At 69.8% G+C, this 14,034-nt stretch carries 12 protein-coding genes and 1 tRNA gene; 4 read left to right on the forward strand and 9 right to left on the reverse strand.

Features of this window, described 5'->3' with window-relative positions:
- The 3 genes from LAO51_17160 to LAO51_17170 all read right to left on the reverse strand — a co-directional run.
- Positions 1 to 903, reverse strand: a 903-nt coding sequence (locus tag LAO51_17160) for an SAM-dependent methyltransferase (protein ID MBZ5640472.1), incomplete at its 3' end; no start/stop codon positions are given.
- Between the two features lie 78 nt (positions 904 to 981).
- Complete coding sequence (gene nuoB, locus LAO51_17165) at positions 982 to 1,494, reverse strand: NADH-quinone oxidoreductase subunit NuoB (GenBank protein MBZ5640473.1); 513 nt, start codon at positions 1,492 to 1,494, stop codon at positions 982 to 984.
- A gap of 90 nt (positions 1,495 to 1,584) precedes the next feature.
- Positions 1,585 to 1,917, reverse strand: a complete 333-nt coding sequence (locus tag LAO51_17170) for a DUF2203 domain-containing protein (protein ID MBZ5640474.1) — start codon at positions 1,915 to 1,917, stop codon at positions 1,585 to 1,587.
- A gap of 360 nt (positions 1,918 to 2,277) precedes the next feature.
- Between LAO51_17170 and lpdA the strand changes: the two genes are divergently transcribed.
- The 4 genes from lpdA to lipA are packed head-to-tail and all read left to right on the forward strand — an operon-like array spanning position 2,278 to position 6,667.
- The gene (gene lpdA, locus LAO51_17175; protein MBZ5640475.1) at positions 2,278 to 3,681 is read left to right on the forward strand and encodes a dihydrolipoyl dehydrogenase; all 1,404 of its coding nucleotides are present in this window, start codon (positions 2,278 to 2,280) and stop codon (positions 3,679 to 3,681) included.
- Positions 3,599 to 4,972, forward strand: a complete 1,374-nt coding sequence (gene sucB / locus LAO51_17180; protein ID MBZ5640476.1) for a dihydrolipoyllysine-residue succinyltransferase — start codon at positions 3,599 to 3,601, stop codon at positions 4,970 to 4,972. Before lpdA ends, sucB begins: the two co-directional genes overlap by 83 nt.
- Positions 4,973 to 5,016: 44 nt before the next feature.
- The gene (lipB, locus tag LAO51_17185) at positions 5,017 to 5,730 is read left to right on the forward strand and encodes a lipoyl(octanoyl) transferase LipB (GenBank protein ID MBZ5640477.1); all 714 of its coding nucleotides are present in this window, start codon (positions 5,017 to 5,019) and stop codon (positions 5,728 to 5,730) included.
- Positions 5,731 to 5,773: 43 nt separating this feature from the next.
- Positions 5,774 to 6,667, forward strand: coding sequence for a lipoyl synthase (lipA, locus tag LAO51_17190; protein MBZ5640478.1), 894 nt, complete (start codon positions 5,774 to 5,776; stop codon positions 6,665 to 6,667).
- Here the strand turns inward: lipA and LAO51_17195 are convergent.
- The 6 genes from LAO51_17195 to LAO51_17220 form a co-directional block, all read right to left on the reverse strand.
- Positions 6,637 to 7,290 (reverse strand): TlpA family protein disulfide reductase, encoded by a 654-nt coding sequence (locus LAO51_17195; protein ID MBZ5640479.1) that lies wholly within the window; start codon positions 7,288 to 7,290, stop codon positions 6,637 to 6,639. The two genes, lipA and LAO51_17195, sit on opposite strands and share 31 nt — an antisense overlap.
- 88 nt (positions 7,291 to 7,378) lie before the next feature.
- Positions 7,379 to 7,454, reverse strand: a tRNA-Gly gene (locus LAO51_17200).
- 101 nt (positions 7,455 to 7,555) lie between these two features.
- On the reverse strand, positions 7,556 to 7,978 hold the full coding sequence (locus tag LAO51_17205; GenBank protein MBZ5640480.1) for a YraN family protein: 423 nt from the start codon (positions 7,976 to 7,978) through the stop codon (positions 7,556 to 7,558).
- A gap of 86 nt (positions 7,979 to 8,064) precedes the next feature.
- Positions 8,065 to 9,471 carry a cysteine--tRNA ligase gene (cysS, locus tag LAO51_17210; protein MBZ5640481.1) on the reverse strand — a complete coding sequence of 469 codons (1,407 nt, stop codon included), beginning with the start codon at positions 9,469 to 9,471 and terminating at the stop codon, positions 8,065 to 8,067.
- A gap of 75 nt (positions 9,472 to 9,546) precedes the next feature.
- A complete protein-coding gene (locus tag LAO51_17215; GenBank protein ID MBZ5640482.1) occupies positions 9,547 to 11,154 on the reverse strand; it encodes a GWxTD domain-containing protein in 1,608 nt (535 codons plus the stop codon).
- A 154-nt stretch (positions 11,155 to 11,308) separates the two neighbouring features.
- On the reverse strand, positions 11,309 to 14,034 hold a 2,726-nt coding region (locus LAO51_17220; protein ID MBZ5640483.1), incomplete at its 5' end, for a TonB-dependent receptor.

Below are 14,034 nucleotides of genomic sequence, written 5' to 3' on the forward strand. Positions count from 1 at the left end.
CCCTTCCTCGAAGTGCCGCAGGATGCCGTTCGCGATCAGGAAGCGGTCCTGCGTCGTGATCCCGAGCGTTTCGGCGCCCCGCTCCCGCCCCCGGTCCTCGAGCTGGGTGAGGTTCACGTGCGCGGTCAGGTCCTGCTCACCGACGCGAAGGAGGAAGTCCTCGTTCGTCGCGTGCCGGTGGTAGGCCAGGAGCGTGCCGCGCGGCCGCCCGGGGCCGTACAGGACCGGCGCCGGGTCGCCGTAGTCCACGACCACCACGAAGCCCCGGCGGATCGCGGCCAGGAGCGCGTCGAGTGCTTCGGACGCGGCGGGACAGACCTCGGCCTCTTCCCCGTCCCTCCCCGCGGCGCGGTAACGCCGGGCCAGCGCCTCCGCCTCCGGCGCGGGGTCGCCCTCCCGCTCCACGAAGCGGCCGTCGGCGCCGAGATCCACGAACACCTCGCGCAGGCGTCCCTCCCGCCGCCTCACGCGGTGCACGGGGAGCGCGTCGAACAGCTCCACGGCGAGAACGCACCCGGCGGCCCGCTGCGCGACATCCGCCGGAGACGCCGACTCCGCCTCGGGGACGAGGCCCGCCGCCGCCGCTCGCATTCCGGGGCTTCGGTCCGCCATGACGTACCGCAGGCGGGATGCGAACTCCGCGTCGATTCCAGGCGCGGCGTCGAGCACGTCGCGCGCGAGCAGCCCCCGCCCGGCGCCGAACTCGATGGCGGTGAACCGCGGCGGGCGGCCGAGGAGGCGGTCCATCTCGACGAGCTGCTTCGCCACGCAATCCCCGAAGAGGGTGCCGACGTCGCTCGCGGTGAAGAAATCCCCTTCCCGGCCGACCCGACTCGCGCCCTTCGAGTAGTAGCCGTGCTCCCGGTCGTGAAGGGCGAGATCCATGAAGCGATCGAAGGGCATCGGGCCCCGATCGCGGATCTCGCCCGCGATCCTGGCCACCAGATCGGGTACGCCGGGAGACGAGCCGGGATCCACGCGTCAGGCGGCGGGAGCCGCCAGCTCCGAGGCGCTCTTCTCGCCCCGGGAGATCTTCCGCTGGATCTCGAGTACGGCCTCGATGAGGCCTTCAGGGCGCGGCGGGCAGCCGCTGATGTAGACGTCCACGGGGAGGATCTCGTCCACTCCCTGGACCACGGAGTACGAGCGGTACATTCCACCGGTGGACGCGCACGCTCCCATGGCGATCACCCACCGGGGCTCGGGCATCTGGTCGTAGATCTTCTTGACCGCCGGCGCCATCTTCTTGGTCACCGTGCCGGAAACGACCATGAGATCGGCCTGGCGGGGGGAAAACCGCAACGCCTCGGCCCCGAATCGCGCCAGGTCGTAGCGGGGCCCGACGGTCGCCATCAGCTCGATGGCGCAGCAGGCGAGCCCCATGGGCATCGGCCAGAGGGAGTTCTTTCGGCCCCACGCCACGAAGTCGGCGATCCGGGTCGTGTAGGCGGAAACCTCCGCGCCGTCCTTTTCCTCGGGCCTCCGGTGGAGGATGAGAAGTGAGTCCTTCGTCTCCACGACAACCTCCGGCCCCGACCCCGCCGCTCCGGCCCCCTTCAACGGATGTTAGCACAGCGCGCGGTGTCATCCCTGACGTGGCGGCACGGAGGGCGGCTCCTCCCACGGTCCTTCGTCGTCCACCGGACGCCGCCCCACGAGCCCGGCCTCCGGCTCGTGCCAGAACGCCACGGAGGGCTCGGCGATCCACCAGCAGAGGAACACGGGTCGTCCGTTCCTGAGCGCAGGAAAGTCGAGCAACCCCGCGCGGGGGTCCTTGATACGGACCCCGGCGGCCTCGATCCGGCCGACCGCGGCGAGGAAACCCCCGACGAGCGAGAAGTAGCCGCGCGCCACGGGCTCGTCCGGTCCTCCGGCTCCCGCGCGCGCGCCATCCATCTCCCGGATCAACCGGCACATGAGCCGCGCGACCGGGAGGAGCGATCCCGCGCACTCGCGGGCCGATCGCGGCGTGAAGATCTTCGTGCTCACCTGGCCGCGCTCCCTGAGGCGTGGGACCGCGACACGCTAGACGCCCCCCGTCCCTCCCGTCAACACCGGCGCCGATCCGCGTTGTCGGGAGGGGACCCGCCCGGTCGCTTGACGCCCTCGGGGAGGCTCCGGTACATTGGACCGCTCGGAAAACTACTGTCAGGAGAGGACTTCGGCCCGAGGTCGATCGCGGCGGGCGCTCCCGGGACCACGCGTCCCGAGCGATGTCGAGCGGCCCCGGCGGGCGTCGAGCCGCATCGCAGCCAGCGGGGCCACGGGAACCGTCACATGACGAACGAACCCGGATACGACGTCACGATCATCGGGAGCGGGCCGGGCGGCTACGTCGCCGCGATCCGGGCCGCTCAGCTGGGTCTCAGGACGGCGGTGGTGGAGAAGGACGCGCTGCCGGGAGGAACCTGCCTGCACTGGGGGTGCATCCCCACGAAGGCGCTCCTCCACACCGCGGAGATCCTCGACGCCGCGCGCCACGCGGGCGCGTTCGGGGTGAAGGTCGCCGGGATCGAGCTGGACCTCGCCGCGGCGCAGCGCTACAAGGACAAGACCGTCACGGTGAACGCGAAGGGGGTCGAGTACCTGTTCAAGAAGAACGGCGTCACGATGCTCCGTGGACGCGGGCGCCTCGCGGGGCCGGGTCGCGTCGAGGTGCGGCCCGCCGCGGGCCCGCCGTCCGTGATCGCGACCCGCTTCGTCGTGCTGGCGACCGGCTCCGCGATCCGCGGCCTGCCGGGGATCGAGTTCGACGGCGAGAGGGTCCTCCACTCCGATCACGCGCTGGGAATGACCCGGGTGCCCGGATCGCTCGCGGTGCTCGGGGCGGGAGCCGTCGGCGTGGAGTTCGCGTCCATCTACGCCAGCTTCGGCGCGAAGGTCACGGTCGTCGAGATCCTCCCGCGCCTCGTCCCCGTGGAGGACGCCTCGCTCGGCGAGGAGCTCGAGAAGGCGTTCGTGAAGCGCGGCATCGAGGTGCACGTCGGAACCCAGGTCGAGCGGGTCGAGCGGCGGGACGCCGGGCTCAGGATCCACGCTTCGAAGGGAGAGGCCCCGGTCGTGATCGACGCGGAGGCGCTCCTGGTCGCGGTCGGTCGCCGCCCGGTCACCGAGGACCTGGGGCTCGAGGGGACCGGCGTCCGGGTGCATCGAGGCTTCGTCGAGGTGGACTCGATGATGCGGACCGGCGAGCCGGGCGTCTATGCCATCGGCGACATCGTCCCCACGCAGGCCCTGGCCCACGTCGCGTCGCACGAGGGCATCGTGGCGGTGGAGCATGCGGCCGGCCGGAATCCGCGCCCCGTGAACTACGACAAGATCCCGTCGTGCACCTACTGTCAGCCCGAGGTCGCGTCCGTGGGCCTGTCGGAGGAAGAGGCCCGGAAGCGCGGCCACGACGTGGCCGTCGGGACGTTTCCGTTCTCGGCGATCGGCAAGGCCAAGATCCTCGGGGACACTCGCGGCTTCATCAAGATCGTCGCCGAGAGGCGATACGACGAGGTGCTCGGCGTGCACATCATCGGGCCCCACGCGACCGAGCTCATCGCGGAGGCGTCATCGGCCCTCCACCTCGAGGCGACGGCCGAGTCGCTGTTCCATGCCGTGCACGCCCACCCGACGCTGGCCGAGGCGATGGGGGAAGCCGCGCTTGCGGTTCACGGCCGGGCCATCCACATCTGACCCGGGATCAAGAGGAGGCACCGAAATGCGCGTCGACGTCGTCATGCCCCAGATGGGCGAATCGATCACCGAGGGGACCATCACCCGCTGGATGAAGAAGCCGGGAGACGCCGTCCGGCGCGACGAGCCGATCTTCGAGATCTCCACCGACAAGGTGGACGCCGAGATCCCGTCCCCGGCCGCGGGAACGCTGGCCGAGGTGCGCCACCAGGAGGGAGAGACGGTCGCGGTCAACGAGGTCGTCGCCGTGATCGAGACGGAGGCGGGCGCGGTCGTCCCGACGAAGGCGCCCGAGCCGGCCGCCGTGCACCCGCCGCCGATCGCAGAGCGACCCGCGTCCCCCGCTCCCGCGACGCCTCCCCCCCCTTCCGTGCCCGCCCCGGCCGGCGCCCCGCGCCCCTTCGTCTCGCCGGTGGTCCGCAGGATCGCCGAGGAGCAAGGGGTGGACCCGTCCCGGGTCCGCGGCACCGGGAGCGGCGGCCGCGTGACCAAGAAGGACATCGTCGACTTCGTCGCCTCGTCGGGCGGGGGTGCCGAGGAGGCGCCGGCCCCGCCGAGTGCGGCCGTCGGGCCCGCGGGACCCCCGTTCGCTCCGGGATCCCGCGAGCGCCGCGTCGCGATGACCCCCATGCGCAAGCGGATCGCGGAGCACATGGTGGAGTCCAAGCGGACGTCGGCCCACGTCCACACGGTGTTCGAGGCGGACGTGAGCCGCGTCGTGAGGCTTCGCGAAGCCCACGCCGGACGGTACTCGGAGCGCCACGACGTGCGCCTCACCTACATGCCGTTCTTCATCAAGGCCGCTTGCGACGCCCTCCGGGCCTTCCCGATCCTGAACGCTTCGGTGGAGGCCGACGAGATCGTCTACCACAAGGACCTCAACGTGGGGCTCGCGGTCGCGCTGGAGTGGGGGCTCATCGTCCCGGTGATCCGCAACGCCGACGAGCTCTCGATCGCCGGGCTGGCGCGGAAGGTGAACGACCTGGCGGACCGCGCGCGGAGCAAGAAGCTCAACCCCGACGAGGTCCATGGCGGGACGTTCACGGTCACGAACTTCGGGATGTTCGGCGGACTGTTCGGCCTCCCGATCATCAACCAGCCCCAGGTGGCGATCCTCGGGACGGGCGGGATCGAGAAGCGACCGGTGGTCGTGGACGACGCGATCGCGATCCGCTCGATGATCTACCTCGCGCTCTCGTTCGACCATCGCGTGGTGGACGGCGCGGTCGCCGACCAGTTCCTGCGGTCGATCAAGCGATCGCTCGAGGCCTTCGACGAGTCGCTGCTCTAGCGCGCCCAGGCGCGGCGCTTTCCCCATCGCCGGGTGACCCCGACGTGACGAGCCAGGAGGTCCTTCTCGCGAGGTGGCTCGGGTCCGTGCCGTACGCCGAGGCGGTCGCGCTGCAGGAAGCGCTGGTCGACACGCGGCGGCGGGGCGAGGCGCCCGACACGCTGCTCCTCCTGGAGCACCCGCCGGTCATCACCCTGGGCCGCTCGGCGCACCGCGGGAACGTCCTGGCGGACGACGTCCGGCTCGAGGAGCTGGGCATCGAGATCCACGAGAGCGGCCGCGGCGGCGACGTCACGTACCACGGCCCCGGACAGCTCGTGGGCTACCCGATCCTCGCCCTCGTCGAGGGGCGACGGGACGCCCACGCCTACCTCCGCGACCTCGAGGAGGCCCTGATCCTGACCGCCGCGGATTTCGGCGTCCGCGGCAGGAGGATTCCGGGGCTGACCGGCGTCTGGGTCGGCGACCGGAAGCTGGCAGCGATCGGGGTGAGGATCGGGGCCGGGTGGATCACCTCCCACGGCTTCGCGCTCAACGTGGCGGGGGATCTCTCGGGGTTCGAGACCATCGTTCCCTGCGGCCTCGAGGGGCGACGGGTCACCTCCCTCGCGGAAACCACCGGTGGGCGTCCGGCGATTCCGGCGGTCGCGGCGGCGGCCGCCGCCCGCGTCGCGCAGGTGCTGGGTTACTCCGCCGTCTCCTCCCGTTCCCGGTCCGAGCGATTGGCGATCCCCGAGGGGGACAAGCTATCCTCGTGATCCGTCCCGCCGCCGCCGGGCCCGGGACGGAGCGAGGGATTCCATGGACGCGAGGAGGGAGGGGCCGCGGCCCCCTTGGCTGAAGATCCGGCTCAGGACGGACGAGGAGTTCCGCCGCGTTCGCTCGATGGTCGGCGAGCTGCGCCTCAACACGGTCTGCACGGAAGCCCGCTGCCCGAACATCTACGAGTGCTGGAACGCCGGTACCGCCACGTTCATGATCCTGGGCGACACCTGCACGCGATCCTGCGGCTTCTGCAGCGTGAAGAGCGGGCGGCCGGCCCCCGGGGTGGATCCCGAGGAGCCGGCCCACGTCGCGGAGGCCGTCGCCCGGCTCGGCCTGCGCCACGCCGTGATCACCAGCGTCGACCGGGACGACCTCGCGGACGGCGGCGCCACGCACTTCCGCGACGTGATCCTCGCGATCCGGTCCCGGCTGCCGTCGTGCGCCGTGGAGGTGCTGACCCCGGATTTCAAGGGCAAGTCGGGAGCGCTGGACCGCGTTCTCGAGGGTGAGCCCGAGGTTTTCGCCCACAACGTCGAGACCGTTCCGAGGCTCTACCGGACCGCTCGACGCGGCTCGACCTACGAGGGTTCGCTCGCGCTGCTCTCCGCCGCGGCTGCGCGCCGTGACTCAGGGCACCCCTCGATGCTGGTGAAGTCGAGCCTGATGCTGGGTTTGGGCGAGCGGGACGAAGAGGTCGTCGCGGTGCTTTCCGATCTCAGGGGCGCCGGCGTCGACGTGCTCACGCTCGGGCAGTACCTGAAACCCACGCGAGAGCACCTGCCCGTCGCGAGGATCGTGGACCCCGGCGCGTTCGAATCGCTCCGGCGCCTCGGGACCGAGATGGGATTCCGGCACGTCGAGTCGGGACCGCTCGTGCGCTCGTCGTACCACGCCGAAAGCTACGGACGCGGGCTCTTACCCATCGGCTGAGCGGGAGCCGGCGGCTCTGCCGGCTTCGGCTCGTCTTCCGGGAACGGCTGCACCGCCAAAGGACGCCCTTCGAGAACGGCGTTCACGTCGGCGACGAGCCCCTCGGTTTGACGCGGGGTCGCCCCGGCGTAGCGTCGGAGGATCTTCCCTTCACGGCTCACGAGGAACGTCATGGGCAGGACCGACATCCCACCCCATTCGAGTTGGATGCCGGGCGTCTCGTGGATCACGGGGAACCGTATCTTGAGGTCGGCCAGGAAGCGGCGCGCGTCCTCCGCGCTCCCGCGCCCCACCTCGACGCCCACGATCTCGAGGCCGTCCTTTGCCCGGCGGTCGTAGAGGTCCTCCAGGACCGGCATCTCGCCCTTGCACGGCACGCACCACGTCGCCCAGAAGTTCACGACGGTCAGCACGTGCTCGTTCCAGCGGACGGTCTTGCTCTCGCCGGTCGGGGCCTTCCCGCCGAGCGAAGGGGCGGGATCGCCGGGCGCGAGCACGATCCTCCTCGTTTCGGGGGCCCCCATCGGCCCGCGCTTCCTGGCCGTCTTTCGCGACGGGGCGGGGGCAGGGGCGAGCGCGAGGAAGGCGAGCGCGAGGGCCAGCAAGATCGAGAAACGCTTCATGGTCGGCTCCGAAGCGGCCCGGACGTGGCGGTGTCGTCGCGAGCGGGCGCGGTGAATCGGCAATGACGGTCGAGGAAGGAGCGAAGGGTGGAGCGGGAAACGGGACTCGAACCCGCGACCCCGACCTTGGCAAGGTCGTGCTCTACCAACTGAGCTATTCCCGCACGATGCACGCCGGTTCTCTCGTCCCCAGCCCGGTCCGGGCATGTAGGCCGCGATGGAGCCCCCGGCAAGCGATTGAGAGTATCGCAGCCCGCGCGGCGCGTCAATCTCGCCTTGCGCGGCGTCCGGCAGGCGCGCGATCCGCCCAGAGGCCGAGGCGAAAGGCGTCGCGTATGTGGCGCGCTGCGAGCGTGCCGTCGGCGGCGGAAAGGACCTCGACCACGTCGAACCGGCAGGGCGGTGGATGCGAGCCCAGCTCCGCCAGGAAGAACCCCGCCGCGCGCGCGATGTGAGCCCGTTTCCGGGCCGTGACCGCCTCTGCCGGCCGGCCATAGCCGGTGCCCCTTCGCGTCTTGACCTCCACGAAAACCACGACGCGGCCGTCGAGCGCGACCAGGTCGATCTCCCCCGCCCTGCACCGGTACCGGCGCGCGAGAATCTTGATCCCGGAGCGCGCCAGCGCCTCCGCCGCTTTGGCCTCACCCGCGGCGCCGAGGCGCTGCCGGGGGTCCTTAGAGGGCTCGATCTTGGCGTTCTCGTCCACGGTCGTATCCGTGCTGGACCCGGCCGCGCTCGAAACGGCCGAGCCCGGGGGCGCGAGGCGGCGGCGGATCAGCGGGACGCGGCGGGGAGCCTCGATCGCTTCCAGCGAACCCCCTGGGGCGTGTCCTCGAGGAGGACTCCGCGGTCCGCCAGCTCTTGCCGGAGACGGTCGGCCTCGGAGAAGTTACGGGACTTCCGCGCCGCGGTGCGCCGGCCGATGAGGTCCTCGATCTCGGCGTCGAGAATCTCCTCCGGCCGTCCGAGCAGACCGAGCACGGCGTCCCATTTCCGGAGGGTACCGCGGAGCGCCTGCCTCGTGACCTCCGGCAGCTCGCCGCGGTCCAGGGCCGAATGCCCCTCTCGGACCGTCCTGAAGAGCGCGGCCAGGACTCCGCTGACGTTGAGGTCCGCCGCGAGGGCGTCGTCGAATTCCGCCTCGGAGCGGGAGAGGCGATCCTCGAAGCCGGCGTCGCGGCCGGGCGGCGCCGGCTCCCGATCGATCCGGGCGATGAAATCGGTGAGCCGCGTCAGATCGGACGCGGAGCGGGCGAGGCTTTCGAAGGTGAAGTTCAGTGGACTGCGATAGTGAGCGGAGAGGAGCAGGAATCTGAGGGCCCTGGGGTCGTTCCCCCGCGCGAGGAGATCGCGAAGCGTGTGGAAGTTCCCCTTCGACTTGGACATCTTCTCTCCGTCCACCATCAGGTGGGCGGCATGCATCCAGTGCCTCACGAACGGCCGGCCGGTGGCGCACTCGCTCTGCGCGATCTCGTTCTCGTGATGCGGGAAGATGTTGTCGACGCCGCCGGTGTGGAGGTCGAAGCTCTCCCCGAGGTACTTCATGCTCATCGCCGAGCATTCGAGGTGCCAGCCGGGACGTCCCCGTCCGAACGGCGAGTCCCAGGCCGGCTCCCCGGGGCGCTCCGCCTTCCAGAGGACGAAGTCCCGTGCGTCCTCCTTGTCGTACTCGTCGCTGTCCACCCTCGCGCCGACCCGGATCTCTCGCCGATCGAGGTGCGAGAGCCGCCCGTATCCCTCGAACGACGAGATCCGGAAGTAGAGCGATCCCTGGCTCTCGTAGGTGTGGCCGTTGTCCCTCAGGCGCGCCGCGAGCGCGATCATCTCGGGGACGTGCTCCGTCGCACGCGGGTAGTGCTCGGCGCGCTCGATGCCGATCGCGTCGAGGTCCTCGAAGAAGGCGGCGATGAACGGGGCGGTGGTCTCGTCGAGGGTGATCCCCGAGGCCATCGCCTTCGCGATGATCTTGTCCTCGACGTCGGTGATGTTCATCACCTGGGTGACCCGGAACCCCAGGTGGCGCAGCGCGCGGCGGAGCAGGTCTTCCCACACGTAGGTCCGGAAGTTGCCGATGTGGGCGTAGTCGTAGACCGTCGGTCCGCACGTATAGAGCCGGACGTGCCCCGACTCGAGAGGCTCGAGGGTCGTGAGGCGCTGCGTCAGCGTGTCGTGGATCCGCATGCGGGGTCTCCCGCGCCCGACCCGGAACGCTCGTCGGGACGCGGGGCGGCATTCTAGCGGGGCGGCGCGCCGGGTTCAATCCGCGATCCTGAAGCTCCCCCCCGTCGAGGTCCGGGCGCCGGAGACGCGGTCGACGAGGTCGATCTCGACCCGGTAGTCTCCAGCAGGCCAATCCTTGACGGGGAGCGTGAGCCCCATGGACTCCCCGGCGGCACCTCGCACGGTCACCGGCTCCCCCTGCTGCCTGAACCTCCGGGCCCCCGCCCACTGAAACCGGAAAGTGACGTCCACTCGCGGGCGGCGGATGGCGGGATCCCGCGCCGCGCCGTAGACCTGGAAGTAGATGCGGAGCGGCTCGCCCCGTCGGAAGCTCGCGCCAGGCTTCGGCACGACCTCCTCGGAGCCGACGGCGAACGGCGTGGCATGCCCGTCCTGAACCGGTCCGAATCGCAAGGCCGGAACCACCGTGCTCGCACCGAGCTCGCCGAGCGGAATGTCCGGAACCGCCAGGGTCACGTTCCTGATGGCGAGGAGCTTGTGCGGGCGATCCTCGACGGTGTAGCGCGCTTCGTAGGTTCCGGGCTCGAGGTACGCCCGGCCCGTGAACATCATCGAGCCGGCCCGCTCCAAGGTCGGCCGCCGCTCGAGGCGCACGACGACTTCCGCCGGAGAGCGCCCGGCGAGCCGATCGTCGGCGTCGAGGATCCAGGCGGAGACCTTGGGCTCGACCTCCGGCGATCCTTGCCGGTCTCCCGAGTCGCCCGACGACGGGTCGGATCGGTACTCGAGGGCCAGCACGGCCATCGTTCCACCGTCCGCCGACTGGAAGAAGTACGCGGCATCGGAGGCGATCGGCGACGCGGGCCCCTCTGCTGCCTCCGTCGCCGATCCGAATCTCGAGCCGGATCCCTGGTCGAGTTGCCGTGGTCTCCCTGGATTGGCGCGGTAGCGGGTCGCGGTCGCGTAATCGAACGGGTGGAGCTGTTCGTAGAGCTCGGTCAGATCCCGCGGCAACGCGATCATCGCGTTACGCTGCTGCGAGCGCACCCGCTGGAACTCCCGGACCAGCTCCACCGGGTCGCGGAACTGCTCCGTCTCGGCTCCAGGGGGCGGTTGGAGGCGGAACTGCCCCGAACGGTCGCCGTAGAAAACGATCTCGAGAGGCTCCGCGCGGCCGCCGGGGCGACGGTTGTACGTCCAGATCTCCCGCATCACCGAAACCGGGTCGCCGGCGAGGCGTCTCACCGAGTCCGGCTCTCCGAGCAGCATCAGGACCTGTCCCCGGTCGGTTCGCCATCCGGCGACGACGGAATTGCCGAAGCGCTGGTCGGCTTGGACGCGAAGTCGGTCGAATCGCTCCTTGTAGCTGTTCTCGGGGGTGTCGGGATCCGGGTCGAGCCGCCGCCAGAACCGAGCGACGAACGCGCCGCGGGCTTCCGCGGTCCTCAGCCTCCCGTAACGATCGTACTCGTCATGGGTCAGAAGATACCGGACGGGCCCGTCGCGCCAGTCCAGCCCGGGGTCGCCGAGGGTGCCCTCGGCACCGCGGCCGGTAAGCGGGAGGAACAGGAGGAAGAGCACCAGGCCCGCGCGGGCGGCCCACCTCGCGGCGGGGAGGCGCTCCGCGGGAGGGGCGCCGCGAGCCCCGCAGCTCCGCCCGGTGTCGAGATTGCAGTGCGTCATGGCTTCCGGGACGGGTGGCGCCGGAATTTGATCCCGGTCCCTCGGGCGATCGGGCGCTGGGGCGGCTCGCCCGAATCCGCCGCGGCCACCACCCTTGCGCCGGGGGCCGCCCGAAGGCGGCCCCCCGCTTCCACTTCGATGCTCTCGGTTCCGGCTAGAACGACAGCTTCATGCTCAGCTGGTAGTTGCGTCCGATTCGGGTGAAGCCGTCGTTGTACCCGTTGAGTTGATCGCCAAGCTCGGCGAACGGATTCCAGATCTGGTAGGTGCGGTCGTCCAGAAGGTTGAAGATGTCCGCGGCGACCTGGAGATTCATCCCCTTTCCGAGGTTCATCTCCTTGTCCAGCTTGACGTCGACGTTCCAGTACGGCCGGTTCCGCTGGTCGTTGCGCCGTCCGGTGGGGTACCGGAGCCGGTTGCGAGGCTCCGGATCGCCCAGACCGTAAAGAGAGGGCGGCGCGCTGTCCGCCGTCGGCTTCTGCTCCAGGATCGAGTAGGGCAGGCCGGATTGCCACGTGACGGCGGTGCCCGCGCGGAAGCCCCACGGGGTGATCGTGGTCGCGTTGACCTTCACCGAATGCCGCACGTCGTACGAGAGGTAGCCGAATTCGGCGTCCCGCGTCGTCCGGTCGTCTCCCAGGAACGAGTTCCAGCTCTCGCCGTTGCCGAGCGCCCTCGACCAGGTGTAGGACGCGTTCATCTGCCAGTTCCTGTACTGGCGACGGATGACCTCGAGCTGCAACCCCTTGTAGGTCGCGAAATTGAAGTTGCCGGTCATGTAGATCGAGCCCCACCCGAGGTTGTGGGTGTAGGTGTCCAGGTAGCCGTCGGGGCCGTGCAGCAGCTCTCTCAAGTTGAGTTTGGAGTTGGACCCGCCTCCCGTGTCGCCGCCGCCGCTCCCGGCCGCGTTGAAGGGCACCGTGAGCTGGCCGTCACAATCGTCGAGCTTCCCGTCGGGGATCGGCCGGCCGTTCTGATCGTAGACGACCGAGATCCAGGACGCGCGGGCCTTGGGATCGACCTGAACGAGGCACCTTCCGTAGTCCGCGGGATAGTGGTTGAGGTCCTGGTCCTGGAACTGGTCCACGAAACGCCGGTAAATGTAGGTCAGCTTCGCGGACGTCTCGGCGAAGATCTCCCGCTCGAGCGAGAACGTCAATTCGTCGTTGTAGGGCGTCCTAAGGTTCCGGTCCACGACCTGGACCGTAGCCGCGGGATTGAGTCCGTTGGCGAGCGAGGCCTGCCAGACCCCCGTCGCGGTGCGCTTGGCCTGGAACCGCAGGGTCGCGATGGCCGGTTCGATCTCGGAGAGCGGGACGTTCAGCGGGGTCGCGCCATACAGGCGACGTCCCGAGAAGGCCAGCTTCGTCTTGCCGTTGCTCCACGGGTCCCACGAGACCGCGATGTGGGGGCCGAAGTTCGTGTTGGTGATGTCGATGCTGTCGGCCCGCCGCTTTTGGTAGAAGTTCTTGCTCGCGGTGATGGCAGGTCCGACGACCGCGTCCACGTCCGGCCCGACGATGGCCCCCAACTGCCTCGTGAAGCCCCGGATGTCCTCGTAGCCGGTGAACGACTGGTACATCTGCTCGGTGAAGAGATCCTGGCTGGCGTAGTCCTTTGCCAGCTCGGTCGCGTAGTCGAGCGCGGGATTGAGACGAACCTGGTCCTCGGCGTAGGACTTGGCCCTCGCCTCGCGGAGCACGTTGAACTTCTCCTCCTCGGCGGCCGGGTCGAACGGCTGGAACCCGTCGGAGTTGAGCGACTCCCGGTCGATCCGGAGCCCGAGGGTGATGCTGAGGTTCTGCCGCGGCTTGATCTGGTCCTCGAAGAACACCGCGCTCGCGGTGTCGGTGGCCCGGGTGTTCGAGATGGTCGGAACCGCGAAGCGTCCCTGGACCACCGCGACCGGGTTGATGTCGCCCGACTGGTTCTGGTTGCTGTTCTGGGGGCGATAGATGTAGAAGGAGACGTCCGGCTCGCGGTCCTCGTAACGGAAATAGCGCTCGTTCTCGACGCTGAATCCCACCTTGAACTGGTGGTCCATGCCCAGGAAGTGGCCGCCGAAGATGTTCGCCGTGCTCTTGAACGTGAGTCGCTGGCGCTTGTCCCTCCAGGTCAGGTACGACGACCCGGAGGTCTGGCCGCTCTCGAGGTTCGTGCACAGCGCCTGCGAGACGAAGGGAAGCGATCCCAGGACCCCGGACGGGGCGCTCTGCACGCAGTTGTTGGGGACCCCCCGGGTGCTCGGCAGGATGTTGGTGTGGCTGTCCTGGTACGAGACCAGGCTGTCCACGAGGATCTTTGCGGAGAACGGCGCCGTCCAGCTGAGGCGGTAGACGGGCCCGCCCAGCTCGCGCCGCTCCGACGACGCGACCGGGAGGAGCCGGCCGACACCGAAGTTGGTGATCGTCAGCGGATCCGCGGAGTAGGTGAATTGCAGCTTGTTCCGCGGCGAGACCTGCCACGTGACCGCGTCGGAGTTGATCTGGCGCTTCGTCGTGACCACCGCCGTCCCGCCGGCGGCGGCGACCGGGTCCTCTTCCTGGATGTACTCGTGGGAGATCCTGTACCAGATCTTGTCCTTGACGACGGGGCCCGAGAGCTGGATCGCGGGTTCGAGGTGCTGGTACTTGGGAACCGGTGCGCCGGGATACGCCGAGGCACCGCCGTCGAGGAGGCTCGATTTGAACAGGAAGTTGAACGTCCCCTCGAAGTCGTTCGAGCCCTGCTTCTGGATGATGTTGGCGAAGCCGCCCTGTGCGCGGCCGAACTCGACACCCGCGCCGGCCGTGATGATCTCGATCTCCTCGATCGAATCGGGGTTCACCAGGCTCATGGAGAGGCCGGTGAGCGGGTCCTGGTTGCTCACCCCGCCCACCT

This window comes from Terriglobia bacterium, assembly GCA_020073205.1.
In the GTDB taxonomy this organism is placed as follows: Bacteria; Acidobacteriota; Polarisedimenticolia; order Polarisedimenticolales; family JAIQFR01; genus JAIQFR01.